The organism is Bacillus sp. FMQ74 (assembly GCF_001875785.1).
Lineage (GTDB): Bacteria > Bacillota > Bacilli > Bacillales > Bacillaceae > Bacillus > Bacillus stercoris.
In genome coordinates, this window is the sequence record NZ_MOEO01000011.1 from 1 (window position 1) to 26,336 (window position 26,336).

Genomic DNA, 26,336 nt, shown 5'->3' on the forward strand with positions numbered 1-26,336 from the left:
TTCTTGACCCACATTCATTACCATAACTTTGTCATCTTTTTTTATACTTGTTACATTATTAAAATCACCTGTAAATACTATAGAATCATTAAATGTAATACTTAGACTACTCGTTTGCTTATATACATCTAAAGTTAAAATCACCTTGAAATTTTGGTCATCTTTGTAAGTATAAATTAATTCTCCATCATCTATATTGCCTGTTATACTCACCGGCTCACTTTGAAAAAGTTCTAATAGATCATATTCATCATACTTTATAAACATTTGTATTCATCCTTTTATTAATTATTTCGGTATAACTGTGATAACATCGCCTGCTTCATTTATTATTACTTTGACATCCAGTGTTTCATGAACAAACGTTCCGCTTCTATTACCAGGTATCTTTTTCGTATTCATTATAGCGTCTTCAATAACTGAAGGTGAAATATTTCTTGGGTCAACATATTTTTTGATAAAATCACTAAATTCTTTTGTTTGTGGTTTATATCCTAATTCTTCAGCTTTTTTAATTGCTCTACTTGTTAAAGTAGCTTTTACTTCAGGAATATCAGGTGCCATTCTTTCCAAAGCATGCTGAGAATACTTTCTTCCATTTATTTCTCCTCCGCCTTTTGACATGTTCCAACCAATTTCACCCGTACCCTTAGAAGCAACTTTATTAACCTCACCCTTACTTTCCTTCTCCGCAACATGTTTAGCCACATCTGTGACAACACGCTTCCCGCCTCGGACCGCCAATTTTTTAATAGCGCCCTGAGGACTTACCCACTCAATAAATTCATATTGAGTTCCGGCAAGAAACGAATCAATTGGCTTAGCTCCGCCTACTTTATCCTCTGGAATGTAAGACACTTCTTCTAGCCGCTTTTTCCCTCCAGCGTAGAGTTCTCTCACAATTTGGCCGTTTTCATATACATAATATTTGCCGCCGACGTAGTCGATGCTTGCAGTATCACGAGTTAGTTCGTCAATCACTTCTATCGTATCTATCTTTTTTAATCCTTTATGATTATATATTTTATCATTTATCACCCGTATGTCTCCATAGACTTTCGGGTGGGCTGCTGCTTCTTTCTGTAATACAGTTAAATTACTGTCATCAGCATGAATCTCGCGCTCGATCTTCTGTTGTTTGTCATCCATCATCACAGAATCAACGTTTGATTGCTTATGTTTCTCCAGTTTCTTCAGCATCATCTCCATCGGAGAATCATCCGCCTGCTTCATTTGCGGGTTATTGGCGCCGAAGGTTTGGTTGATGTTTTCTTCTTCCTGTGATTTCAGGATGGAGCCGCTTTTGTAGCCTGTGATTTCAATTTTCGGCCCGGTGTACATGGTTTCGAGCTGATCAATGTATTTTTTCATCGTTTGAAAATCTGATTTTGCTGTTTCTAGTGCTTGGGTTTGCTGGCCGTCAAATTGAAAGAGCTTATTCAGGGTGTCCGAAATCAGTCGCTCAGCCTGTTCTGTTTCCATCCGGAAAAAGGTATCATTGACTGCGGGCAGGCTGACGATGTGGCCGATGGCTGATGTCTGGCGATTGACTGCGTCTGTGAGCTGCTCTATCACTTCTCGTGCATGCTTGACCCCATGTCTCGCATCGTGTGAGAGAAAAGCCTCTGCGATCATGCCGTGGGAGTCAGATTCTACAGAGGAAATCGCATGCTGTGTTTGTTTCAGCACTTTTTTGTATTCGTCGATAAACATGCCAAAGAAAAGGAGAAAAGGCTTGTGGCACTCCTCGTAAAAGGTCCGGATGGCATCTCCTCCTTTTCCTTTTAGCGCATCCTTCATGCCTGCCAGATGCTCAACGCTTTTTTCCAGCTTCTCCAACTGCTGTTTTTGCTTGTCCAGTTTCTCAATCGTATGCTGAATGCCCTCGTGAAGAGCGTGGACATCTAATGTTTTCAATCCCTTGTCCTCCCGCGCTTTATTTCATGGAAGATGATATGTTTTCGTCCGTTTCCTTCATGGCGTTTACCGCGCTTTCCGTTTGTGCAATATGCTTGGCCAGAACGGACGCATATGCTTCAGTGAGCTCTTTGATGTCCTCATTTAATTGCTCGATGGACTTCACAACATTCAAATGGTTTCTGCCTGAGAGATGACCGGGCAAGGAGGATTTGAGTTCAGCTGAATTCTTCAGCTGAGAAAGCCCTTGCTTCACTGTGCCATAGACCATTTTGATTTCCTGTGCCATTTGTGCTCACCTCACTTTTTATGTTTTTCCTTCTCTATTTCATGCTCTATCCTCGTGATTTGGCGTCTTATAGAATACACATCGCCCTCTAATGAATGGATTTTTCCTTGTATGCTTTCGATGATTCCGCTGACTTGATCGCTTTTGATTTGCTGATATGCTTTGTTCATTCCTTCACGAATATCTTCAAACCGCTCAGCATGTGTTCCTCTCCATGCCTCCCGGTTAAGATGAGGCCGGTGGATAAGATGCTGGGCCCCGGAGAATTCGTGTTTGATTTGCCTGATTTCGTGCAGCACTCGTTTTAACTGATGGATCTGTTCCTGCTTTTCATGTAAGTCGGCTTTTGCCGAATGTAACAACATTTCACTATGCATGCCGCAACACCTCGTGTTTCTATCAAACTGTGTAAATTCTTGACAATACAGACTATTTTCATATTACATGATGGGTCATATTGGATAAATAGGTAAAAAGGTTTGTCTTGAAGAGGATTTGAATAAACCTAAATATCTACTTATCTCTTTGTTTTATTTTCTCCTGATTAAAATCCAGCATACAAAGGACTATGTATCTAGGTTAATTAACCTCATTCAATTCGATAAAATTAGGATCTATCTAAATTTCGAGGGGGAAAATGTTATTTCAATGGGAATTAATTTAAGAGAAACAATTTAAAACCTGGATAACTAATCCTCTTAGTGTCTTTTAGAGAATTCATCTTTTGTTTCTTTTATAAACTTTTCAATTTTATCTATTGCCATGTTAAAATCTTTCTTAAATTCATGCTCCCATATCCTTAAGATATTCCATCCTTTCTCTTTGTAATAAGACGTTACTTCACTGTCCCTAACTTTATTGCGTTTTAGTTTAGCCTCCCAATATTCTTTATTGCTCTTTGGCATATTTCCATGAATGTCACAACCATGCCAAAAACAAGAATCTATAAAGACCACTATTTTATATTTTTTTATTGCAATATCAGGTTTTCCGAAGAGAGATTTTACATTCCTTCTAAAACGCATTCCTCTTCTCCATAATTCAGCAGTTGCTATATCTTCTAACTTAGATTGTGATTTTATAGCCTGCATGTTTTTTCTTCTTTGTTCTTTTGTATGTTTATCAGCCATTAAATCATCCCTTTCAACTTTTGAATATTCATTTTTCCCCGTTTAATTTCACTTAAATCTTTTAAAAAGGTAAAAACAAACGTTCCCCTTGCTGCAAAAAAATATGTTATAGTTTATAATATGTATTACTTAGATTAATTAATGGAGGTTTTTATATGATCTTCCGTAAAGGAGAGCTTTTTAGCGGACCCGGAGGACTTGCTTTAGGTTTAACAAGCGCGTGTATTGTTGATGATTCTGGTAATGAATATAAAATCAAACACGAATGGTCTAATGATTATGATGAATCAGCTTGTAAAACATACAGACGTAATATTTGCCAGAACATAGATGACTCGAGTGTAATTGAAGGTCCTGTTCAGGAACTTGACATTGAAAGCCTCCCGCCAATAGATGCTTTAGCGTTTGGATTTCCTTGCAATGATTACAGTGTAGTAGGTGAGCACAAAGGGATGAGCGGTGATTATGGTCCGCTTTATTCTTATGGTGTTAAAGTTCTTAATTATCATAACCCTAAATTTTTTATTGCTGAAAATGTAGGCGGACTTCAAAGTGCAAATGAGGGAAAAGCGTTTATACAAATATTAAAAGAACTGGCCTCTGCAGGACTTGGCTATCATTTAACACCTCATTTATATAAGTTTGAAGAATATGGTGTTCCTCAAAAAAGACACCGAATCATAATAGTTGGTATTAGAAAAGATCAGGACTTAGTATTTAAAGTGCCTGCACCTATTACACCAGATAAATACGTAACTGCAAATGAGGCTCTTAATAACCCTCCAATTCTAGATTTTACAGAGAATCATGAACTAACAAAACATAATCCTAAAACAATTGAAATGTTAAACTATATTCCTCCCGGCAAAAATGCTTGGTATGAAGGAATTCCTGAAGAGTTGCGGCTAAAGGTCAAAGGGGCGCGAATGAGTCAGATTTATAAAAGGCTCCATCCAGATGAACCTTCTTACACCGTAACTGGCAGCGGAGGTGGAGGAACTCATGTTTATCACTGGGATGAACCAAGAGCATTAACTAATAGAGAACGTGCTCGCCTTCAAACCTTTCCGGATCATTTTGTTTTTGAAGGAAAAAAAGAAAAAGTAAGACAGCAAATTGGAATGGCTGTCCCTCCTAAAGCAGCTAAAATTATTGCGGAAGCTGTTTTAAAAACCTTTGCAGGTATTGAATATCCCTTTGTCAAACCTAAATGGACATTTGATGAGTTAGTCCATGAAGGAAAAGTACCTTACACTGTCTAAGCTTATTAAAAGCTTGTAGAAGTTTTACTTCTACAAGCTTTTTTGATAGGATTAGCAACTTCCTCCTATACAACTTTTAAAAGTTAACTAAACATTTCATTCGCGGAAAACATAAAATATGTATTTCCATCAGGAAATCTTAGATTTGGAACCCATAACGGCTTGTTATCAGTCCAGCCCTTATCTAAAGAACCAGTATATTTATACATTATCAACGTAGGACCATCTGGGTTATACAATTGATTATCATCTGAAGATAACATTGACCTTGCATACTTTTGTATATCTCTATTTCGTCGTACAGCAAGATAACCACGATTATTATACATATTTTTCATATTTTTCAAACATGCTAATACAGCCTCATCATCCCAGCTGCCTCCTTCAAAATTCTCTGATTTAGTTAGATTTATAATCTCAATCAGAGTCTGAATCGGCACCATAGTTAGTCCCTGATCACTCTTGTAACTTGCTAATAGTTGATCTAATAAACTAACATTACTCACTAATGGATTTCTAGGAAAATACCGTTTTCCTGACATATAAAAAAGTACTGAATCCAAATAAACAACGTTTGATCTTGTCGGTTTAATTATAGAATGTTTTGTTCTTGATAAAACTAATGCCTGCAAGTCATTCGGATTAGATTTATCAATTACTTCTCGAAGCCTTTTTTCTGAAAGATAAACCTCCTTAAAAATGTCTGAAATTGAATGAGATGTATAAAACCTCAAAGCGCCCAAATCTTTTTGTCTATAACCGTACATCCTTGCATGTTGAAGAATAGTGTCAACCTTGGGAGCTTGGCTTGTACGCCCATAATAGGTTACTAGCAACCTTTTAATCGTTACTCCTCGTCCTAGCTTATTTCCACCTATCAATATATTAAATGGAGCACTGTAGTTTGGTCTTTTAAAATGACTTCCAGATATAATTAATTGTGATTGTGTACTAGTAATATTATCTGCAATTTCGCTTATAACTGATTCAAAAGAAGGTACTCGACTATTAGTCTGAGATAAGTCACGGTAAGCTTCATTCAAATATGTATAAACAATATCTCGTTCTTCCTCACGATTTTCCTCATGTAAAGCTATAGATAAACTCGTAATAAAACCATTAATTATAGCTTCAAGTCTTTTATGATCATCCTGTTTATGACTGACATGGCATAAGAATGTATAATTTGTTTCCTCTTCATTACATATTTTCATAGCAGCCCCTACAAAAAAGGTGCACAGTGCCTGTCTCAAGCCAGTGGGAATTGCCAAACCTCCTGTGTAAAAGGACAGATTGGAATTTTCATTCATTATGTCATCTATTTCTGTATCTGCAAATGACTTCATAGCAAATGATTCGTCCTCAAAAAAAACTTCTCCTCCTACATAACCTACTCCCGGATCAAATTTTTCAATAAAATCTGGACGAAAAGCTTTATTAGCACCTTGTAAAAAGAGAGCTTGAGGGGTAGCCGTAACCTGTACGTACACATGTTTCGGAAAATAATCTCTTAACTTAACTATAGAAGCACTTACTTCACTTAACTTACTTTGCATATCACTGTTTGCAAATGTATTTAGACTAGCTTGGTCAGCTTCATCATCAAATATTATTGCTCTGGTAGAAGTCGAAATATACTGATCAATAAACTCTTGCATTTTGGGCAAGATCAATTTATTCTTGGTTGTGACCAATACTATCCCACTATGCTGAAGAGCTGTACGGATTCTGGTTGTCATTGATTCAATTCCCCAGGAGTCCTTACCAAGTGTTAACAATCCAGGTAATGCTTCTTGTATACGTTCAAGTGTCTGATCATATAACCAAAGATTATCAGAAGTTAATACTATAAATAATCGGTGCCCATTATCAGCTGCTTTTGCGATTGTCATTAGCATATTGTTAGTTTTACCGCTTTGAACCTGGCCAAAAAGCAATCCTTGTCGAGTTTCATCATAAGGTTTCCCTATTTTTATATTCATTTTCTCTGCAGTTGTCATTATTCTATCTATTTCTTCTTGTGGCAAATCCCTTTTAAGGACCCGATTGAATTTTTTCACCTTACTAATACCTGATTGAATCATTTACAGTCTCCTCAGCTAAAATCCATAAAATACGTTTCATTATTTATTTTATAAATAGTTACATAGTGTCTACCATACCTATCTAAATCTTCAATACTTACAAAACCTCCCAATGGGACACCAAGGCGATTTCTAAAATATTTACCCAAAATACTATTATCTCTACATGTCTCAAGAGCCTTATTATCATCTTGAGCTACCACACAAATAAAACTCTCTCCATCATCAGTAATAACTGTAAATTCTATCTTCTTATCTGGAAAGAAGTCTGTTTTTCTCACTTCTTTAGGTACAGGTATGTATGCTTGATTTAATTCTCTTCCTGGTCTTTGTCCCCAATTCAAACCCGACTTTTCATGAATTTTTCTTCTGTTATTATTTACGGTTAACGGAAAATTAAAATGGCAATAACCTTTTTCTTTTACTAAGTTACCCAGTGCAGAACCATCAATATTTGAATTGTTAGAATTTGATTGATATGTGAATTTCATAGTTTTTTCAAGACTTGGTTGATCAAACGGTACATAATCTTTTAAATTAGAAAATATGTTTATCACTTGCGAAGGATTAACACTAGCCATTGTTTCACTATAATTAGAGTATCCATTTCTTGTGAAATTAGCAGATCCTACAAAAGCTGATTCAGAAATAAATAAACCTTCCTGTTCCCACAAAACTATCTTAGAGTGTACAGGTTTATTGCCATTATGATAATTCACAGTCAGTCGCTTTGTATCATCTGCCATCTTCAAATATTCTTTGTGGTCCCAAATAGTTATTGGCTGGACTTTTGTCATGCCTATAAATAACTCAATTTCTACTTCATTAAGAGTATAAAGTACATGATGTAAAAAAGAAGGAGAAGCATAAGCAGTAATAATTTTCAACTTTCTCCTTCCTTCATTGTAAGGATTAAGTATTATGTTATTAAATAAATTGCTATTAAATACAGAAATAGCGCTGACCTCCAATCAATATTTTTATACAAAATAGAATCTTAAGTATCATAGATTTTTAACAAAATATGCTTTTCACTTATTATATATTGTTTAAACTAGTAGAGTCTAGAATTTCACACCTTTATTTGAAAAAATCAGTTCACTCCCCATACAGCCTCACCGCTGCCATTTAACACACTAAACGTCATCACGTTCTTCTCTCTCACCGAATCCCACTGGAGTAAAAATTTGCCATTATACTTCTTGCCAGCTAACGTAAGTTCAGCTGTATTCTTTCCGGTTTTCTTCCATGTTCCGGTCATTTCCCCGGAAATGGTGTGGTTTTTGTTGAGCTTGATGTTGATGGTTTTTTTGATGTCGGCTGAGATGTCTTTTCCGTGCTGGATGAGTTTGTATGTTCCTGTGATGTCTTTTTGTTTTACTTCTTTCAGTGTTTCACCTGCGTAACGATATGGCGCTGCTACCGGCCAGCCGTCTTTGTTCATGAACAATTGGTGGACTCTGACTTCGTGTTCTTCACCCCTGCCCGGGAAGCGGGTGTGGAAGATTAAATAGGAACGCCCGGTTTTTTCGTCATAGTATGCGGAGTTGTGGCCTGGTGAGACGTACCCGGTGCCTTTTTCATTTTCTGTTTCAAAAGTGTAGCTGCCCATGAGTTTGACACCATATGGTTCGATGGAACGGTCGTCGAAGAATGTGCCTTCTTTGCCGCGGACGTCGAGCATTGGATTGCCTTCTGCATCATAGTAAGGGCCGTCCGGTTTCTTGGAGCGGGCCACACGGATGTTATAGCCGCCTGTTGCATCAAGACCGCCATATGATAGGTATAAGTAGTAGTATTTGGTGTCTGGATTGTAGAGAACATACGGGCCTTCGATTCTGCTGTGGTTGCCGCCGAGCAGTTTTTTCCCGTATCCCTGTCCAGGAAGCGGGAAGCCCGTTTTCGGATTCATTTCAAGTATGAAAATGCCGCCTGAGTATGATCCGTACACCATCCATAGCTTGCCGTCTTTATCAAAGAAGGTATGCGGGTCTACAACATTCGGGTGTTTGGTTGCGTCATACGGTGTTCCATCGTTGCTTGTGCCTTCCATTCCTGATTTCAAAAAGATGCCTTTGTTTTTGTATGGGCCTTCGATGTTGTCAGCAACGGCAACACCCATGGCGGATCTTGGCGAGTCGCCGCGGCAGGCGTTGTAGTACATGTAGTATTTGCCGTCCGCCAGCTGTGTGACGTCAGCCGCCCACAGGGTATCAGATTGCGCCCATTCGAAGGTATCTTTTAATTCTTCGTAGACATTCGGGATCAGAGGATTGTCGTTGCTTACACTGGTGGTCAGCTGCTGCCATTGCATGAGGTCATTTGTTTTTGCCGAAGCGAGATGAGATCCAAAAACATAAAAGGTGCCATTTGTTTCAATGATGGAAGGATCATGGACGCTGACTTCTTTAAATACTGGTTTTTGTGCATAAACGGAATTTGGGAGGGTGAAGGCCATGATAAGAGCTGCAAGAAAAGATACACGGAACAATCGGTTGAACATCTAAACAATTCGCCTCACTTTTTTATTGAATTTTAAACGCTTACATTTCTCTATGAAAAAACCCCGGCCTATTAAAACAGCCGAATGTTTTCATATTCAAACAGATAGGAATTTCTCACTGTTCTCTTACATAGTCAGACTGATGTCTGTCTGTTTTGCTCAGGACTGCTGCTTGCATATCCTCTCCTTCATAGTTCAACTCTTTTGCTGTTTCTCCTTCTTTCATCATCTGTTTTTCATTCGCGTACATGTAATAACTGCTTTGTCCGTTTTTGTAAAGTCGTCGACTGTGATACAGCCATTTCGTTGTCGGCGTTTTTTAAGATGATGCCTGATTGCTCGTCAACACCGGAGTCAGTTGGCTTTGCGGTGCTGAGGATATCATTCGGCTGGCTCTTGAGAAAGTGCCTTGCGAAAAATGCGACTTAGTAAACGCATATTGAGAGTAAGACAGCGGCCGCTTGCCTCCTGTCTGGCTATCGTGTCTTCGTCACGCTATCACAATAGCAATCTAACTTGTTAAAGACTGTAAAAAACCTTTTGACTTCTGCTGCTGAACCAATTAATATAATACTCAGTTAATAGTTATCAGAATTTTTAGGAATTGAGTGATTCATATGACACTGCACAAAGAGCGTCGGATCGGACGGCTGTCTGTTCTTCTGTTGCTGAATGAGGCGGAAGAGAGTACACAGGTCGAGGAGCTGGAGCGAGATGGATGGAAGGTCTGCCTCGGCAAGGTTGGATCAATGGACGCGCATAAAGTAGTAGCCGCAATTGAAACCGCTTCCAAAAAGAGCGGTGTCATTCAATCTGAGGGTTATCGGGAGTCACACGCGCTATATCATGCGACGATGGAGGCCTTGCACGGCGTGACCAGAGGTGAAATGCTGCTTGGATCGCTGCTTCGGACGGTGGGCTTAAGATTTGCCGTTTTGAGGGGAAATCCTTATGAAAGTGAGGCGGAAGGCGATTGGATTGCTGTCTCGCTTTACGGAACAATCGGGGCGCCGATTAAAGGTCTTGAGCACGAGACATTCGGTGTTGGAATTAATCACATATGAAACAGCCCATAGATCTTAGACGATAGGGGGCTATGCGTGAAAACAGATGTTCACAGCATAGCTCCTTTTTGTATGGGCGCTTTACCAAAGTAAAGACAAAGGAGTTGGACTTATGGTGACTTTAGACGGTTCTTCATTGACAACAGCCGACGTCGCTCGTGTGCTGTTTGATTTTGAGAAGGCATCAGCTTCCGAGGAAAGTATGGAGCGCGTGAAAAAAAGCAGAGCAGCAGTGGAACGGATTGTACGCGACGAAAAGACAATCTACGGCATCAATACCGGATTTGGCAAATTCAGCGATGTCCTGATTCAGAAAGAAGATTCGGCGGCGCTGCAGCTGAATTTAATCCTCTCTCATGCCTGCGGAGTCGGCGACCCTTTTCCTGAGTGTGTTTCCAGGGCAATGCTGCTTTTGCGCGCCAATGCGCTGTTAAAAGGCTTTTCCGGTGTACGCGCTGAGCTGATCGAACAGTTGCTTGCTTTTTTAAATAAACGCGTCCATCCTGTCATTCCCCAGCAGGGATCACTTGGCGCAAGCGGAGATTTGGCGCCGCTTTCCCACCTGGCGCTTGCGCTGATCGGGCAAGGAGAAGTTTTTTTTGAGGGAGAAAGAATGCCGGCAATGACAGGCTTGAAAAAAGCCGGTATTCAGCCGGTAACGCTGACATCCAAGGAAGGGCTTGCTTTGATTAACGGGACTCAAGCCATGACTGCAATGGGAGTGGTCGCCTACATTGAAGCTGAGAAACTAGCCTATCAAACAGAGCGAATTGCCAGCTTAACGATTGAAGGCTTGCGGGGAATTATAGATGCATTTGACGAGGATATTCACTTAGCCCGCGGCTATCAGGAGCAGATCGATGTCGCAGAACGAATTCGCTTTTATCTATCTGACAGCGGCCTGATAACCTCCCAGGGAGAACTGCGGGTACAGGATGCCTATTCATTGCGCTGTATTCCGCAGGTACACGGTGCGACTTGGCAGACGCTAGGCTATGTCAAAGAAAAATTAGAGATTGAAATGAACGCAGCTACGGACAATCCTCTTATTTTCAATGATGGTGACAAAGTGATTTCCGGCGGAAACTTTCACGGACAGCCGATCGCCTTTGCCATGGATTTTCTGAAAATCGCAATTTCAGAGCTTGCGAATATCGCAGAGCGGCGGATCGAACGACTTGTGAATCCGCAGCTGAATGACCTGCCGCCGTTCCTAAGCCCTCATCCCGGTCTGCAATCCGGCGCAATGATCATGCAGTATGCCGCGGCCTCACTCGTTTCTGAAAATAAAACACTGGCCCATCCTGCAAGTGTGGATTCTATTCCGTCATCCGCAAACCAAGAAGACCATGTCAGCATGGGAACCATCGCCGCTCGGCATGCTTATCAGGTGATCGCAAATACAAGGAGAGTCATTGCAATCGAAGCCATTTGCGCATTGCAGGCGGTTGAATACAGAGGCATAGAACATGCAGCGTCCTATACCAAACAGCTTTTTCAGGAAATGAGAAAAGTCGTGCCGTCCATTCAGCAGGATCGTGTTTTTTCCTATGACATTGAACGCTTGACTGACTGGCTGAAGAAAGAATCTTTAATACCTGATCATCAGAATAAAGAACTAAGGGGGATGAACATATGACTGATGTAAAAAAAACAATCCGTGCCAACAGAGGAACAGAGCTTGAATGCTTAGGGTGGGAGCAAGAGGCGGTGCTTCGGATGCTTCGAAACAATCTTGATCCGGAAGTCGCCGAGAAGCCGGAGGACCTCATCGTATATGGCGGGATTGGCAAAGCGGCACGGGATTGGAACGCTTTTCACGCCATTGAGCATTCCTTGAAAACACTAAAAAATGATGAAACATTGCTCGTGCAATCCGGAAAGCCCGTTGGCATGTTCCGTACACACCCGCAGGCCCCACGCGTGCTCTTAGCAAATTCTGTTCTTGTTCCGAAGTGGGCAGACTGGGAGCATTTCCACGAGCTTGAGAAAAAAGGGTTAATGATGTACGGACAGATGACAGCTGGCAGCTGGATTTACATTGGTTCACAAGGCATATTGCAAGGAACCTATGAAACCTTCGCTGAGCTGGCGCGACAGCACTTCGGAGGCAGCTTAAAAGGAACATTGACGCTGACAGCGGGTCTCGGCGGAATGGGAGGCGCCCAGCCGCTGTCTGTCACGATGAATGAAGGCGTCGTCATTGCCGTCGAGGTTGATGAGAAACGCATCGACAAGCGGATCGAAACAAAATACTGCGATCGAAAAACCGCATCGATTGAGGAAGCCTTAGCTTGGGCTGAAGAGGCAAAGCTGGCAGGAAAACCTTTGTCCATTGCGCTTCTCGGAAACGCAGCTGAGGTGCATCACACACTTTTGAACCGAGGCGTCAACATTGATATTGTGACCGATCAGACATCTGCCCATGACCCTTTAATCGGTTATGTTCCCGAGGGCTATTCACTTGATGAAGCTGACCGTTTGCGTCAAGACAATCCAGAGCTTTACGTGCGCCTTGCGAAGCAAAGCATGAAAAAACATGTCGAAGCCATGCTGGCCTTTCAACAAAAGGGCTCTATTGTATTTGACTATGGCAACAATATCCGGCAAGTCGCAAAGGATGAAGGGCTGGAGAATGCCTTCGATTTTCCGGGGTTTGTCCCTGCCTACATCCGCCCCCTATTCTGTGAAGGAAAAGGACCGTTCCGCTGGGCGGCGCTTTCCGGTGATCCGGCAGATATTTACCGTACGGATGCGTTATTAAAAGAACTGTTCCCGACAAATAAAGCCCTTCACCGCTGGATTGATATGGCACAGGAAAAAGTCACGTTCCAAGGCTTGCCGTCCCGTATTTGCTGGCTTGGATATGGAGAACGAAAAAAGATGGGCCTCGCCATTAACGAACTGGTTAGAAACGGGGAGCTAAAAGCGCCTGTCGTTATTGGGAGAGATCATTTGGACTGCGGGTCTGTCGCCTCTCCAAACCGGGAGACAGAAGCGATGAAGGACGGAAGTGACGCTGTCGGCGATTGGGCTGTGCTAAATGCGCTTGTCAACACGGCGGCGGGTGCAAGCTGGGTTTCCTTCCACCATGGCGGCGGCGTCGGAATGGGCTATTCCCTGCATGCCGGTATGGTTGCCGTTGCCGATGGAAGTGAGCTGGCTGACGAGCGGCTCGCCCGTGTCTTAACGAGCGACCCGGGAATGGGCATTATCCGCCACGCTGATGCCGGTTATGAACGTGCCGTTGAAGTAGCGAAGGAACAGGACATTATCGTGCCGATGCAAAAATAAAGGAGTGATGATATGCCAAAGCAAATTGATACGATTCTCACCAACATCGGTCAGCTTTTGACGATGGAAAGCAGCGGTCCGCGTGCAGGCAAAAGCATGCAGGATCTTCATGTAATCGAAGACGCTGTTGTCGGCATCCATGAACAGAAAATTGTGTTCGCCGGACAAAAAGGGGCTGAAGCCGGTTACGACGCAGACGAAATCATTGACTGTTCGGGACGCCTTGTAACGCCTGGCCTCGTTGATCCGCACACCCATCTTGTATTTGGCGGATCTCGTGAAAAGGAGATGAACCTTAAGCTTCAGGGCATTTCATATTTGGATATTCTGGCGCAGGGCGGCGGGATTCTATCTACAGTCAAGGACACCAGGGCGGCTTCAGAAGAAGAGCTGCTGCAAAAAGCCCATTTTCATCTGCAAAGAATGCTGTCCTACGGCACGACCACGGCAGAAGTGAAAAGCGGCTACGGCTTGGAAAAAGATACAGAGCTTAAACAATTGCGTGTCGCAAAAAAACTGCATGAAAGCCAGCCTGTTGATCTTGTTTCCACATTTATGGGAGCCCATGCAATTCCTCCCGAATATCAAAATGATCCAGATCAATTTCTGGATCAAATGCTTTCCCTTTTGCCGGAAATCAAAGAACAAGAGCTCGCCAGCTTTGCTGATATTTTTACAGAAACAGGCGTTTTTACAGTCAGCCAATCCCGTCGTTATTTACAAAAAGCAGCTGAGGAAGGCTTCGGATTAAAAATACACGCAGATGAAATCGATCCGCTGGGAGGTGCTGAATTAGCAGGTGAGCTAAAGGCTGTCTCAGCCGACCATTTGGTAGGTGCATCGGACGAAGGCATAACGAAATTGGCCGAGGCAGGAACGATCGCCGTCCTCTTGCCGGGCACAACATTTTATCTTGGCAAAAGCACATACGCCAGGGCAAGAGCTATGATTGATGAAGGGGTATGTATCAGCTTGGCAACGGATTTTAACCCTGGCAGCTCGCCGACTGAAAATATCCAGCTGATCATGTCGATTGCCGCGCTTCATTTGAAGATGACAGCAGAAGAAATATGGCACGCGGTCACAGTCAATGCCGCATATGCCATAGGAAAAGGAGAAGAAGCCGGTCAGCTCAAAGCTGGCCGCTCAGCTGATCTTGTCATTTGGCAAGCCCCGAACTATATGTATATTCCGTATCACTACGGAGTCAACCATGTACATCAAGTCATGAAAAACGGAACAATTGTTGTCAACAGGGAGGGAGCCATTCTTGGATAAGTACCCTTTTCTTAGAGAAGCCGGGTATTCGTTTAAGGACCGGGATGTCACAAAAATGAGCGACCTAATCGCAACATGGGACGGCCAAGACATTAAGGGACCGGCATTGATAGGTGTCCCCTTATCAAAATCCTCCATCAGTCATTCAGGCGCTTCCTTTGCACCCGGAACAATACGCCAGGCTCTGAAACATTCATCAGCCTATTCCGCTGAGCTTGGAGAGCACGTCGTATCAGATCTTCTATATGATTTGGGGGATATCGATATTCACGTCACCGATATCGTAAAGTCGCATCATCACATTTTCCAAACCATGCACGCTCTGCTTTCGGACCATCCGGATTGGGTGCCGCTCATACTCGGGGGAGATAACTCGATCAGCTACTCCACCATAAAAGCGATAGCACAAACGAAAGGAACGACAGCAGTGATTCAATTTGATGCCCATCACGATGTCCGCAATACGGAGGACGGGGGGCCGACAAACGGCACCCCCTTCCGCCGCCTTTTGGATGAAGAGATGATTGAAGGCCAACATTTGATCCAGCTGGGTATCAGAGAATTCAGCAACAGTCTTGCCTATGAAGCTTATGCAAAAAAGCATAACGTGAACATTCACACGATGGGCATGATCCGGGAAAAAGGACTACTCCCAACGATAAAAGAGGTTTTGCCTGCCGTTCAAAAAAGAACGGATTTCATATTTATATCTGTTGACATGGATGTCTTAGACCAGTCCCATGCACCGGGCTGTCCAGCGATTGGCCCGGGCGGCCTCTATACAGACGAATTGCTTGAAGCCGTCAAGTTCATCGCACAACAGCCCAATGTCGCCGGGATTGAAATCGTTGAAGTTGATCCTACCCTCGATTTTCGAGATATGACAAGCAGAGCTGCAGCTCATGTTCTGTTACATGCATTAAAAGGAATGAAACTCTCCCCATTCAAGTGATCTTCTGGCAGGTTGTATTTTGGGTATAAGAAACTCATCTGCCTAATGAATGGCAGCTAAAAGGAGGGCGAGACAGTGAATCTTCAGGAGAACAGCAGCCAACAGCTAAAACGCACAATGAAAAGCAGGCACCTATTTATGATCTCATTGGGAGGCGTCATAGGCACAGGACTTTTTCTCAGTACAGGCTATACGCTGCATCAAGCCGGGCCTGGCGGTACGATACTCGCTTATGTAATCGGCGGGTTGATGATGTACCTCGTCATGCAATGTCTCGGCGAATTGTCGGTTGCTATGCCGGTAACCGGCTCTTTTCAAAAATATGCTACAACATTCATCGGTCCATCAACCGGTTTTATGGTCGGCATTATGTACTGGATCAATTGGGTGGTGACGGTAGGTTCTGAGTTTACCGCATCCGGTATTCTCATGCAGCGCTGGTTCCCGGACAGCAGTGTGTGGATGTGGAGTGCGATTTTTGCGGCTCTTCTTTTCGTATGCAACGCATTTTCAGTTAAGTTATTTGCGGAAACTGAATTCTGGTTTTCCAGCGTAAAGATTGTCACTATTATTTTATTTATCATTTTAGGAGGAGCAGCCATGTTTGGCCTGATCTCTTTAAACGGGATGGCGGATGCTCCTATGCTGTCAAATTTCACAGACCATGGCGGGCTGTTTCCGAATGGCTTTCTCGCCGTTTTTATCGCGATGATTTCTGTGAGCTTCGCTTTTTCTGGTACAGAGTTAATCGGCGTTACAGCAGGAGAATCAGCAAATCCTCAAAAGGATATTCCGCGATCCATCCGTAATGTTGCATGGAGAACAGTCATTTTTTTCATTGGCGCTGTCTTCGTCTTATCCGGGTTGATTTCGTGGAAGGAAGCAGGCGTGATTGAAAGCCCGTTTGTCGCCGTATTTGCGGAGATCGGAATCCCTTACGCCGCGGACATTATGAATTTCGTGATATTAACAGCCTTGCTGTCTGTCGCCAACTCAGGCTTATATGCTTCGACCCGTATGATGTGGTCGTTAGCAAATGAAAACATGATCAGCTCCCGCTTTAAGAAAGTGACCTCTAAAGGCATTCCTTTAAATGCCTTAATAATCAGTATGGCTGTATCTTGTTTATCTCTCGTTTCCAGTATCGTGGCCCCTGGAACTGTCTATGTGGTGATGGTAGCAATTGCTGGATTTGCAGGAGTCGTGGTCTGGATGAGCATTGCCTTGTCCCAGCTCTTGTTTCGAAAGAGATTTCTGAAAAAAGGGGGAAATGTAAAAGACCTGACATTTCGCACGCCGCTTTATCCTCTTATGCCTATAGCCGCTCTCTTATTATGTTCAGCTTCTTGTATCGGTCTTGCTTTTGATCCCAATCAAAGAATCGCACTTTTCTGCGGAATTCCTTGTATCATCCTTTGCTATCTCATCTACCATTTCAAAAGAAATGTTTCAAAAGCGAAAAAAATCAACCAAGAGGAATATCCGGCTGATCACATCCTATAATCAAAAAAGCACACCCCGCTCAGCATGGGATGTGCTTTATTTTTTATTCTGTAATTAACGTATGAATCAGCTTCGGCGCCTTCGCTTTCGCGGCGATGCGGATGTTGTCATAGACTTTTGCGATGACTTCATCGACGTTTTCGCGGTTGGCGTAAAGCGTCACGAGCGGTTCACCTTTTTCTACTTTGTCGCCGACCTTTTTGCGGAGCATGATGCCGACGGCTAAATCAATTTTGTCTTCTTTTGTGGCGCGTCCGGCACCTAGCAGCATTGCTGCGACGCCAATTTCGTCCGCGACGATTTCGGAGACGACACCCGCCTCTTTCGCAGGCACATCAATTTGATATGCCGCTTGCGGAAGCTTAGACGGATCGTCAACAATCGAGCTGTCGCCGCCTTGGTTTTTCAGGAAATCCTTGAATTTCTCAAGCGCTTTGCCGTTTTTCATGACTTCTTCCAGCTTCGCTCTTGCTTCGTCCAATGTATCGGCTTTTTTTGCAAGCACAACCATCTGGCTGCCGAGCGTTAAGACAAGCTCATGAAGATCCTCAGGCCCCTCGCCTTTGAGCGTGTCGATCGCTTCTTTGACTTCAAGCGCATTTCCGATCGCAAAGCCGAGCGGCTGGGACATGTCTGAAATGACAGCCATTGTTTGGCGGCCGACGTTATTTCCGATGCGTACCATCGCTTTGGCAAGTTCAGCTGCATCTTCTTCTGTTTTCATGAAGGCGCCCGCTCCCGTTTTTACGTCAAGCACGATGGCGTCCGCCCCGGCAGCGATTTTTTTGCTCATAATCGAACTTGCAATGAGCGGAATGGAATTGACGGTTCCCGTTACATCACGAAGCGCGTACAGTTTTTTATCAGCCGGCGTTAAATTGCCGCTTTGGCCGATAACGGCAACCTTGTCGCGGTTCACAAGCTTAATAAATTCATCCTTCGTCAGTTCCACGTGGAAGCCGTCGATTGCCTCTAATTTATCAATCGTCCCGCCCGTATGGCCGAGACCGCGGCCGGACATTTTGGCAACCGGCACATCAAGAGCCGCAACTAGCGGGGCGAGAACGAGCGTTGTCGTGTCGCCGACGCCGCCGGTGGAGTGTTTATCCACTTTAATTCCTTCAATGGCAGAAAGATCAATCGTTTCACCGGAGTTCACCATAGCCATCGTCAAGTCCGCGCGTTCACGGTCACTCATATCCTGGAAGAAAATCGCCATAGCAAGCGCGCTTGCCTGATAATCAGGAATGCTTCCGTCTGTATAGCCGTTCACGAAAAATTGAATTTCTTCAGTGGTGAGTTCTTTTCCGTTTTGTTTTTTGATGATGATATCTACCATTCTCATGTTTGTCACCGATCCTTTTCGATTAAGTTCAGTAAATCAAGCCCACAATTGCTGCTGATAAAAAGCTGACAAGCGTAGCACCGTATAATAATTTCAAACCGAAACGAGCGACGACATTTCCTTGCTTTTCATTCAGTCCTTTTACGGCACCGGCAATGATTCCGATTGAGGAGAAGTTCGCAAATGACACAAGGAATACCGATACGATCGCTGTTGTACGGCCGCTGAAATGGAAACCGTTTTGTGTAAGCGACGTCATGGCGACAAATTCATTCGATACCATTTTTGTTGCCATAATGCTTCCCGCATTAACAGCTTCATTCCATGGAATACCCACAAGAAAAGCGAATGGAGCAAACACATATCCAAGAATGCCTTGGAACGAAATACCGAATACTGCATTAAAAATGCCATTTATCAAGGCGATAATCGCGACAAATCCAATCAGCATCGCAGCGACGACAACCGCTACTTTGAAACCGTCAAGGATGTATTCTCCGAGCACTTCGAAGAAGGATTGTTTTTCTTCTTCCTCAACACGAAGCATATCCTCTTCTTTTGCAACCTCGTACGGATTGATAATAGAAGCGATAATGAAACCGCCAAATAAGTTCAAAACAAGCGCTGTTACAACATATTCCGGTTTCAGCATTGTCATATACGCGCCGACAATCGACATTGATACAGTTGACATCGCAGATGCGCAAAGCGTGTACAAGCGCTGCTGATTTAAAAGACCGAGTTCTTTCTTCAAGGAGATAAATACTTCTGACTGCCCTAAAATCGCAGAAGCCACTGCGTTATACGATTCCAATCTTCCCATACCGTTTACCTTGCTGAGGGCAAGGCCGATATATCTAATAATAAACGGGAGGACTTTCCACTTTTGCAGAATCCCGATCAGAGCGGAAATAAACACGATCGGCAAGAGAACATTCATAAAGAATGTCGTTTGGTCCGCATTCACCAAGCCGCCAAACACAAAGTTGATTCCCTCTGCCGCGTATTCAAGCAGGTAACCGAATCCTTTTGCAAATCCTCCTACGAGGAAATTTCCTATCCCGGTATTGAGGAGAATGTAGCCAAGAATAAATTGCAAAATGAGCATAACAACAATTGGGCGGATCTTAATTCTTTTTTTGCCGCTGCTCGCGATCCACGCGAGGCCTAAAAACACGATTAAACCGATAATCCCAATCAAATACTTCATATGTGTTTCTCCTTTATTTGTATTCGCTTACAACTACTGCTTCCCCAGAAAACGGAAAGCAGTCTGCCTTCCGTCAGCTTTTAATAGTTGTCTCCGCCTGATGCATTTTCTCCTTTTACGATGGAAACGCCTGCGCTGGCGCCAATTCGGCTTGCTCCGGCCTCAACCATTGTGTCTACATCTTCTTTCGTTCTGACGCCGCCAGATGCTTTCACGCCGATATCAGGTCCTACTGTTTTGCGCATTAAGGCGATATCTTCCTTCGTTGCGCCGCCTGTAGAAAAACCTGTTGATGTTTTTACGAAATCCGCTCCCGCAGACACCGCTAAACGGCATGCACGTTCTTTTTCTTCATCAGTCAGAAGGCATGTTTCGATAATGACTTTGACAAGCGCTTTTCCGGCTGCAGCTTCCACTACACCGCGGATATCAGCTTCCACCACATCGTCTTCCTTGTCTTTTAAAGCGGCAATATTAATGACCATATCCACTTCAGTGGCGCCTTTTGAAATCGCGTCTTTTGTTTCGAACGCTTTTGTTTCAGTTGTATTGGCACCGAGCGGGAAGCCGATGACCGTACAAACATCGACTCCAGTTCCCTTAAGCTCTTTCGCAGCAAGCTCCACCCATGTCGGATTGACACATACTGAAGCAAATTTGTATGTTTTCGCTTCTTCAATTAGTTTTAGAATTTCCGCTTTTTGTGTATGCGGTTTCAAAGCTGTATGATCAATTATGTTGGCTAATGACATCCTTCGCACACTTCCTTTTTTGTTAAGATATTTTTTAGCATAACCGACTTTTGAACATATGTAAATTGGTAATTGAAATTTTGTTCAGCGAACGGTTTGAACGTGTCACAAATCATTAACAAGCACCCTTGCGGTATGCTGGTCAATGATTAAAACGTTGGCATATTTTCCGGTTAATGCTCCGTGAATGGAAGATACTTTTCTGCTTCCGCCGGCAACTAAAATGGAGCGTTCCTTCAGTCTGAGGTCTTCAAGCTCAACACCGATGGTCCGGTCATTGATGGCGCTGCTGCAAATATTCCCTTTCGCATCAAAAAAGCGTGAGCAAATATCCCCAACGGCCTGTTTTTTCAGCAGGGCTTTCTCTTCTTCGTTAAAATATCCGAGCCGAAACAACAACGCTTCGTCACGGACAGTCCCGACCGTGAAGAGAGCGATATTCGCCTGCTTGCCCATCTCAATGATCCGCTCAATATGACGATCTTTCTCCACCATTCGCTTCACATCCGCATTATCAAACACGACGGGAAGCGGGAGATAGCGCGGCATCGTTTGAAAAGCCTCCGCAAACAGCTGAATCGTTTCAGCCGAATACGTGTTTACCCGGGAATGGCTGATGCCGCCTTTCAGCTGGACGACCTCGACGCCTTTTACTTGCTTCGGCTGCATGTTTTGCGCGATTTGATACATGGTGGTTCCCCAGCTGACGCCGACAATGTCGCCGTCTTTTACCGTTTCATGCATATATTCTGCACCATAGCGGCTTAGGTCATGTGTAATTCCTGCATAATCGGGTGTCGGGGAAAACACAACATGCGCCTCGAGGAGACCATATTTCTCTTCAAGCATGGAACCGAGCGCATCCAGATCCTCAAAAGGGTCCATGACGCGAATCTGGACATACCCTTTTTCCTTTGCATATTGCAGCAGCCGGGAAACGGTTGGCCTTGAAATGTTGAGCTGCTCAGCAATTTGCCGCTGACTGTAGTCAGACTGATAGTAAAGCCTTGCCGCTTCTATGCTTAATTGTTGTTTTTCCCGATCCATTCTGCACCTCCCTGTGGATCAGTCCTGATGAAAACTGCTTTTGATTTGCTTTTATTATACAGGCTGGCGCCAGCTTTCATCCACCTGATTTCTGCAAAACTGAAAAACGCTCTTGACGCGTACCTGCCCAGAGCTCACTCCTCCCATGTCATATGCTGATAAATGCCTTTCATAATAGCATACATTCCATATAAGATCAGGCCTAACGCTAATATAGACAGAATCAATTTGCCATGCGGCTGCTGCGCGAGTTCAGCGAGTGCGCCGTCAAAGCCTCTTGTGTCGTCGGGATCAGCGGTCATGGCTGTCTTGATGAGAAAATAGCCGATAGCTGAGAAAATAATGGCCCGGGCGATATTGCCTGCGCGTCCGGTGTTTTTCGTAATGCATATCATCTGTTTATTCATTTTTGACGTATCGAATTCTTTCATAAAAGCAGCCCGAACGCCTTTCATAAATTGAACAATCGCAAATACGATAAAACCCGCACCCGTAAGCCCTGTGAGCCATTGGCCAAACGGCTGCGCCAATACGTAAGCTGACCACGTCTGTTCTGAAGTGCCGCCGTCCCCTTGGCCACATACAAATCGCAAGGCATTCCAAGCGATGGATGCGTAAACGGCGGCACTGAAAAAGTTTCCTATTCTCCGTGACAGGCCGCGCCTGCTGTTTCCGTGGCCCTCCGTGTCCTTGATCGCGCTTAATACCATCCAGATCACATAGCCGATAAGACCGACACCTATTAAAAAAAGCAGTAACGATCCATACGGCATGTGCGATAGCGTTTGGAGCGCTCCACTCGAGTCTTTCGCGCGGCCTGCCCCGGCAGCCGTCATAAATGCCAAAATTCCAAGCAGAATAAAAACGCCGCCGAATGCAAAATAACCAAGCCTCCCGAATCGTTTGATCCAAGGCTTGGTTTCCTGTTTTATTTTTGACACGTACTGGTCTTTCCCCGCCATGTGTCCAACCCTCTTTCACAGAAATCTTTACTGTAACATTCCCGATTGGACAAAGTTGAAACAGCTTCTGCCTCAGCTATGGCCGGCTGAGATACGTTTTTGCTGATCAGCTGACTGTGCAGGCATCATCCAAGCAGCCGCCGCAGCAGCTGTGACTCCGCCTGCTAATTTCCCAATGATCATGGCCGCCGCCATTTCTTTTTTCATTCCGGCCACAAAACCGAGATGGCTGCCCAGTACAAAGGCGCCGCTGACCGCAAACGCGACAGTGATGACCTTTCCTCTCGGCGTCATATCCTTTAATGAAGCCAGCATCGGGATATGATGCGCCAAAGAGGTCACCAAGCCTGCTGTTGCTGTCTCATCTAAATGAAGGCATTTCCCCAGAGCCTGCAGCGGTTTTTTAAAGGTTTTTGTGATAAAAGCTGTCATCGGAAACGCCCCTGCCAGAGCAATGGCGATAGTCCCTGTCGTTTGTATCCCTGTCTCGACATTCTCCATTCCCGGAATCAGCACAATGCCAGTCAGCGTTTCAACGGAGACAGCCGCAAGCCCGATAATCGCAACCACACTGACCGCTTTCCCGAAGAGATGAAACAACCGAATCATACTGTCGGTATACCGCCATAACCCAAAAGCGATTACAGCAGATAACAGACTCGGGATCAGAAGGTTTTTACCGATCATGCCGATGTTAAAACCCGCGCATAATCCGCCGATGAAACAACCGATCGGCACTGTGCACAGCCCGATTAATATGCCTTTCGCAAAATACGGATGGTCCTCTTTTTCGATGATGCCAAGAGCGACGGGGATCGTGAAGACGATTGCCGGTCCCATCATTGTTCCTAAAAACACCCATGAAAACAGCCCGGCCTGCGGATCTTTCGCCATTTCTCCGGCCAGCGCATATCCTCCCATATCAATCGCCAAAATGGTGTTCGCAAAGGAAGAAGGGTCCGCGCCAATCGCTGTGTAAACCGGAGAAACAATGGGAATCAGGATTGCCGCCAGCACGGGCGCCAGTGACACAATGCCGATCATGGACAGCGCCAGCGGCCCCATAGCTTTAAAGCCGTCCGCAAACCGCTCGCCTAGCCCCCATCTGTTTCCCAAACAATAATCCGCCGCTCCCCATAGTAAAAAGGCAGCCAAAATGAATACAACCGCGTCATTCACCGTCATGGTTTACTCCTTTTTCAAACGTATGATTGGTTTTATCATATCACCTGAAATCATTGAATAGAGCTGAATCTTATTCAATATGAGCTAAAAATTCTTTTATATCGGCTTTTTCAACGGCTGTTATAATGCGTCGCGCTTTTTCTTGCGGAACAGTTAATATCAACTTTTCTTTTATGTCTTCTTCAGACAGCTCATTTCCTGGCGCCCCTTTTGGGCAGTCCACACGCGCTTCGCAAATCCGGCCGTCTGATAAATAGGCCCGGACAATCGTGAAACGGCCTTTCGGAACGGCATGAGGAGCCGGCTGAATAGCATTGTCATATACGCGCTGAATATGCCCTATTGTCGTTTGAATGCCGTTTGGGATCGGCTGGCTGTTGAAATGTTCAATGGTCAGCTCGTGTCCGTGCAAAGCAAGAGCAATCACATATTCAACGCTGAAACGGCCTTCCTCTCCAGTTTTTGGAGATCTTTCCGTCAATGCAGCATCTCCGCCTGGCGGAAAAATCACTTCAATCCGCTCAGTATTGGCAGCAGAAATGGCTTCTTCAGAGATAAGCTTTCGTACCGCATCTGCAGCATGGTGTGCCGCGGAACAAAATGGATAGATTTTAAACCATAGGCCCGGCTGCACGATTCTCCACGGTGTACCCCAATCGTTTAGCAAAGTGTGTTGTGCTTTTTCAACGTTACCGTACAGACTGAAGAAACCCGCTTCTCCATCAAGTGCCATGCGGGACCCGCCAAATTCTGATTGGGCCAGCTTAACGGCCAGCAAGCCAGCCTGAGCCGCCAGACCGGCGTGCAGCGGTTTCATTTCTGTTCCAAATTGCACTCTCATCCCAGCAGATTGCGTAGCCGCAAAACCAATCGCTTTTTCCAGCTCTTCCTGAGTCAGCTCCTCAGCATAACCTACGGCGCAGGCAGCAGCGATCGCACCAAGCGTTCCCGTATTATGCCAGCCCTTTTCATAGTGGCGGCTCCCAATTGATTCGCCCAGCCGTGCCATCACTTCAACACCAACAATATAAGCGCCAAGAAGCCGCTCGTCATGTCCGCGAGCGGCAGATGCCATAAGGGCAGGCACGATGACTGCACTGGGATGTCCTCTTACATCGGAGTGGACATCATCAAAATCCAATGCATGGGCGATAAATCCATTGAGCATCGCGGATTGTAATGGCGCGGCCTTTTTGCCTTGCCCGATAAGAGGGACAAGGGGCAGGCCTCCTTCATCCTCTATCAGACGGAGGAGCTTTTGAATCCCTTTATCTTCTCTTCCTGCGAATGAAGCGGCAGTAAAATCAAGTAATCCTTTTTTTGCTTCGCGAATCGCGTCAACTGAATGCTCAGGTTGTGACGTTCTCACAGCCTCTGCAAGACCTGCTGTCAGCCCTTGTTTGCTCATTTGATGCTCTCCAATACAATAACCGCCAGCTCCGCAAAGTAGTGAGAGGCAACCGTAAGGGCTTCTTCATCCAGTGTAAAGGCCGGATGATGCCACTCCTCCGTCCCGTTCGTTCCCATCCAGACAAAAAATCCCGGGATCTTCTCTTGATAAAGAGCGAAGTCTTCTCCGCCCGGAGACTGCTCAGCGTGAACGGTTTGATAGCCAAGCCGTGCCGCAGCTTCGGATGCCGCATTCAAAAATGTGCCGTCATTCTGAACAGAAGGCAAATAAGGAAACCACTTGAATTCTGCTTGAGCCCCATAGCCCGCTGCAATTCCTTCAGCCACTCGTTTCATATGCTCTGGAACAGCCTGCCTCGCTTCTTTTTGAAAGGTTCGAACCGTCCCCTCCATTTCAGCTTGATCTGGAATCACGTTCCACGACGTGCCCGCCTGTACTTTTGTGATACTGACGACTGCGTTTTGCAGTGAGCTGATGTTTCGGCTAACCACGGATTGCAGCCCACTGATGATTTGTCCTGCGGCAGCGATTGGATCAATACTGTTATTCGGAATGCCGGCGTGTCCGCCTTTCCCTTTAACGACGATCTCAAACCGGTCAACACTTGCCATGAGCGGACCTTCCTTTACACCAATGGTCCCGACAGGCAGATCCGGCTTATTGTGCATGCCGAAAATCGCGGAAACGCCATCAAGTACGCCAGCTTCTATGACCTTTCTTGCTCCCGCGGCAATTTCTTCGGCCGGCTGAAAGATAAAGCGGACGGTACCTTTCAGCTCGTCCCGTCTTTGGTTCAGCAAAATCGCTGTACCAATAATAGAAGCGGTATGAAAATCGTGTCCGCACGCATGCATCGTACCGTCAACCTTAGAAGCAAACGGCAGGTTCGTCTGTTCTTGGATCGGGAGCGCGTCAATGTCCGCCCGTATTGCTATCACGGGGCCGTCTTCCCGTCCTTTGATTTCTGCAATCACACCAGTCTCCAATTGAGGAACGTCCAGTATTTCGATTTGCTCCTCCTCAAGCCAGCGGCGGATTTTTTTCGTCGTTTCAACCTCTTGAAATGACAGTTCAGGATGTTCATGAAGATCACGCCGCATATTGATTAAACGGGTATGAAACGTTTTGTCGGCCATTGTTCTTCTCCC

The 26,336-nt window shown here is 44.6% G+C and carries 23 protein-coding genes and 1 pseudogene; 7 read left to right on the plus strand and 17 right to left on the minus strand.

All coding sequences use genetic code 11. The features are described from left to right. From BLL41_RS17920 to BLL41_RS17940, 5 genes are all read right to left on the minus strand, one after another. A partial coding sequence (locus BLL41_RS17920; RefSeq protein ID WP_071578880.1) for a hypothetical protein occupies positions 1 to 267 on the minus strand: 267 nt, incomplete at its 3' end. Between the two features lie 21 nt (positions 268 to 288). Beyond that, complete coding sequence (locus BLL41_RS17925; protein WP_071578881.1) at positions 289 to 1,917, minus strand: ribonuclease YeeF family protein; 1,629 nt, start codon at positions 1,915 to 1,917, stop codon at positions 289 to 291. Between the two features lie 19 nt (positions 1,918 to 1,936). Further along, positions 1,937 to 2,206, minus strand: a complete 270-nt coding sequence (locus tag BLL41_RS17930; RefSeq protein ID WP_014481382.1) for a YwqI/YxiC family protein — start codon at positions 2,204 to 2,206, stop codon at positions 1,937 to 1,939. Between the two features lie 11 nt (positions 2,207 to 2,217). After that, positions 2,218 to 2,583 (minus strand): YwqH-like family protein, encoded by a 366-nt coding sequence (locus BLL41_RS17935; RefSeq protein WP_071578882.1) that lies wholly within the window; start codon positions 2,581 to 2,583, stop codon positions 2,218 to 2,220. 321 nt (positions 2,584 to 2,904) lie between these two features. After that, on the minus strand, positions 2,905 to 3,336 hold the full coding sequence (locus BLL41_RS17940) for a very short patch repair endonuclease (RefSeq protein ID WP_071578883.1): 432 nt from the start codon (positions 3,334 to 3,336) through the stop codon (positions 2,905 to 2,907). Positions 3,337 to 3,491: 155 nt separating this feature from the next. On the opposite strand from BLL41_RS17940, the gene BLL41_RS17945 reads away from it, so the two are divergent. Then, positions 3,492 to 4,598 (plus strand): DNA cytosine methyltransferase, encoded by a 1,107-nt coding sequence (locus BLL41_RS17945; protein ID WP_041334046.1) that lies wholly within the window; start codon positions 3,492 to 3,494, stop codon positions 4,596 to 4,598. A gap of 83 nt (positions 4,599 to 4,681) precedes the next feature. Here BLL41_RS17945 and BLL41_RS17950 read toward each other — a convergent pair whose 3' ends face one another. The 4 genes and pseudogenes from BLL41_RS17950 to BLL41_RS17965 all read right to left on the minus strand — a co-directional run bounded on the left by BLL41_RS17950 (position 4,682) and on the right by BLL41_RS17965 (position 9,487). Continuing rightward, complete coding sequence (locus tag BLL41_RS17950; protein WP_071578884.1) at positions 4,682 to 6,682, minus strand: Z1 domain-containing protein; 2,001 nt, start codon at positions 6,680 to 6,682, stop codon at positions 4,682 to 4,684. Between the two features lie 11 nt (positions 6,683 to 6,693). Next, the gene (locus BLL41_RS17955; RefSeq protein ID WP_083428068.1) at positions 6,694 to 7,653 is read right to left on the minus strand and encodes a restriction endonuclease PLD domain-containing protein; all 960 of its coding nucleotides are present in this window, start codon (positions 7,651 to 7,653) and stop codon (positions 6,694 to 6,696) included. 122 nt (positions 7,654 to 7,775) lie between these two features. Then, positions 7,776 to 9,185 (minus strand): arabinan endo-1,5-alpha-L-arabinosidase AbnB, encoded by a 1,410-nt coding sequence (gene abnB, locus BLL41_RS17960; RefSeq protein WP_071578886.1) that lies wholly within the window; start codon positions 9,183 to 9,185, stop codon positions 7,776 to 7,778. A gap of 134 nt (positions 9,186 to 9,319) precedes the next feature. Next, positions 9,320 to 9,487 (minus strand): annotated as a pseudogene (locus tag BLL41_RS17965) (hypothetical protein). 315 nt (positions 9,488 to 9,802) lie between these two features. On the opposite strand from BLL41_RS17965, the gene hutP reads away from it, so the two are divergent. From hutP to BLL41_RS17995, 6 genes are all read left to right on the plus strand, one after another. Then, positions 9,803 to 10,249 carry a histidine utilization transcription antiterminator HutP gene (gene hutP / locus BLL41_RS17970; protein ID WP_003243875.1) on the plus strand — a complete coding sequence of 149 codons (447 nt, stop codon included), beginning with the start codon at positions 9,803 to 9,805 and terminating at the stop codon, positions 10,247 to 10,249. 112 nt (positions 10,250 to 10,361) lie between these two features. After that, on the plus strand, positions 10,362 to 11,888 hold the full coding sequence (hutH, locus tag BLL41_RS17975; RefSeq protein ID WP_071578887.1) for a histidine ammonia-lyase: 1,527 nt from the start codon (positions 10,362 to 10,364) through the stop codon (positions 11,886 to 11,888). Beyond that, positions 11,885 to 13,543, plus strand: coding sequence for a urocanate hydratase (hutU, locus tag BLL41_RS17980; RefSeq protein ID WP_071578888.1), 1,659 nt, complete (start codon positions 11,885 to 11,887; stop codon positions 13,541 to 13,543). Before hutH ends, hutU begins: the two co-directional genes overlap by 4 nt. Positions 13,544 to 13,555: 12 nt before the next feature. Further along, positions 13,556 to 14,821, plus strand: a complete 1,266-nt coding sequence (gene hutI, locus BLL41_RS17985; RefSeq protein ID WP_071578889.1) for an imidazolonepropionase — start codon at positions 13,556 to 13,558, stop codon at positions 14,819 to 14,821. Next, the gene (gene hutG, locus BLL41_RS17990; protein ID WP_071578890.1) at positions 14,814 to 15,773 is read left to right on the plus strand and encodes a formimidoylglutamase; all 960 of its coding nucleotides are present in this window, start codon (positions 14,814 to 14,816) and stop codon (positions 15,771 to 15,773) included. Before hutI ends, hutG begins: the two co-directional genes overlap by 8 nt. 75 nt (positions 15,774 to 15,848) lie before the next feature. Continuing rightward, complete coding sequence (locus BLL41_RS17995) at positions 15,849 to 17,276, plus strand: amino acid permease (protein ID WP_071578891.1); 1,428 nt, start codon at positions 15,849 to 15,851, stop codon at positions 17,274 to 17,276. Between the two features lie 43 nt (positions 17,277 to 17,319). Here BLL41_RS17995 and BLL41_RS18000 read toward each other — a convergent pair whose 3' ends face one another. The 8 genes from BLL41_RS18000 to sndB form a co-directional block, all read right to left on the minus strand. Next, complete coding sequence (locus tag BLL41_RS18000) at positions 17,320 to 18,621, minus strand: pyrimidine-nucleoside phosphorylase (protein ID WP_071578892.1); 1,302 nt, start codon at positions 18,619 to 18,621, stop codon at positions 17,320 to 17,322. A 28-nt stretch (positions 18,622 to 18,649) separates the two neighbouring features. Further along, positions 18,650 to 19,831, minus strand: a complete 1,182-nt coding sequence (gene nupC, locus BLL41_RS18005; protein ID WP_003244143.1) for a nucleoside permease NupC — start codon at positions 19,829 to 19,831, stop codon at positions 18,650 to 18,652. A gap of 80 nt (positions 19,832 to 19,911) precedes the next feature. Then, positions 19,912 to 20,583 carry a deoxyribose-phosphate aldolase gene (deoC, locus tag BLL41_RS18010; RefSeq protein ID WP_015385091.1) on the minus strand — a complete coding sequence of 224 codons (672 nt, stop codon included), beginning with the start codon at positions 20,581 to 20,583 and terminating at the stop codon, positions 19,912 to 19,914. A 105-nt stretch (positions 20,584 to 20,688) separates the two neighbouring features. Beyond that, positions 20,689 to 21,630, minus strand: coding sequence for a DNA-binding transcriptional repressor DeoR (gene deoR, locus BLL41_RS18015; RefSeq protein ID WP_071578893.1), 942 nt, complete (start codon positions 21,628 to 21,630; stop codon positions 20,689 to 20,691). A 134-nt stretch (positions 21,631 to 21,764) separates the two neighbouring features. Next, entirely contained in the window at positions 21,765 to 22,592 is an 828-nt protein-coding gene (locus tag BLL41_RS18020; RefSeq protein ID WP_071578894.1) for a DUF1206 domain-containing protein, read from the minus strand. Between the two features lie 72 nt (positions 22,593 to 22,664). Beyond that, the gene (gene eutH, locus BLL41_RS18025; RefSeq protein WP_071578895.1) at positions 22,665 to 23,777 is read right to left on the minus strand and encodes an ethanolamine utilization protein EutH; all 1,113 of its coding nucleotides are present in this window, start codon (positions 23,775 to 23,777) and stop codon (positions 22,665 to 22,667) included. Between the two features lie 70 nt (positions 23,778 to 23,847). Continuing rightward, complete coding sequence (locus BLL41_RS18030; protein ID WP_071578896.1) at positions 23,848 to 25,185, minus strand: MmgE/PrpD family protein; 1,338 nt, start codon at positions 25,183 to 25,185, stop codon at positions 23,848 to 23,850. Further along, positions 25,182 to 26,324 carry an N-acetyl-sulfur-metabolite deacetylase SndB gene (sndB, locus tag BLL41_RS18035; RefSeq protein ID WP_071578897.1) on the minus strand — a complete coding sequence of 381 codons (1,143 nt, stop codon included), beginning with the start codon at positions 26,322 to 26,324 and terminating at the stop codon, positions 25,182 to 25,184. The genes BLL41_RS18030 and sndB overlap by 4 nt, the downstream gene beginning before the upstream one ends. Positions 26,325 to 26,336: the final 12 nt, after the last annotated feature.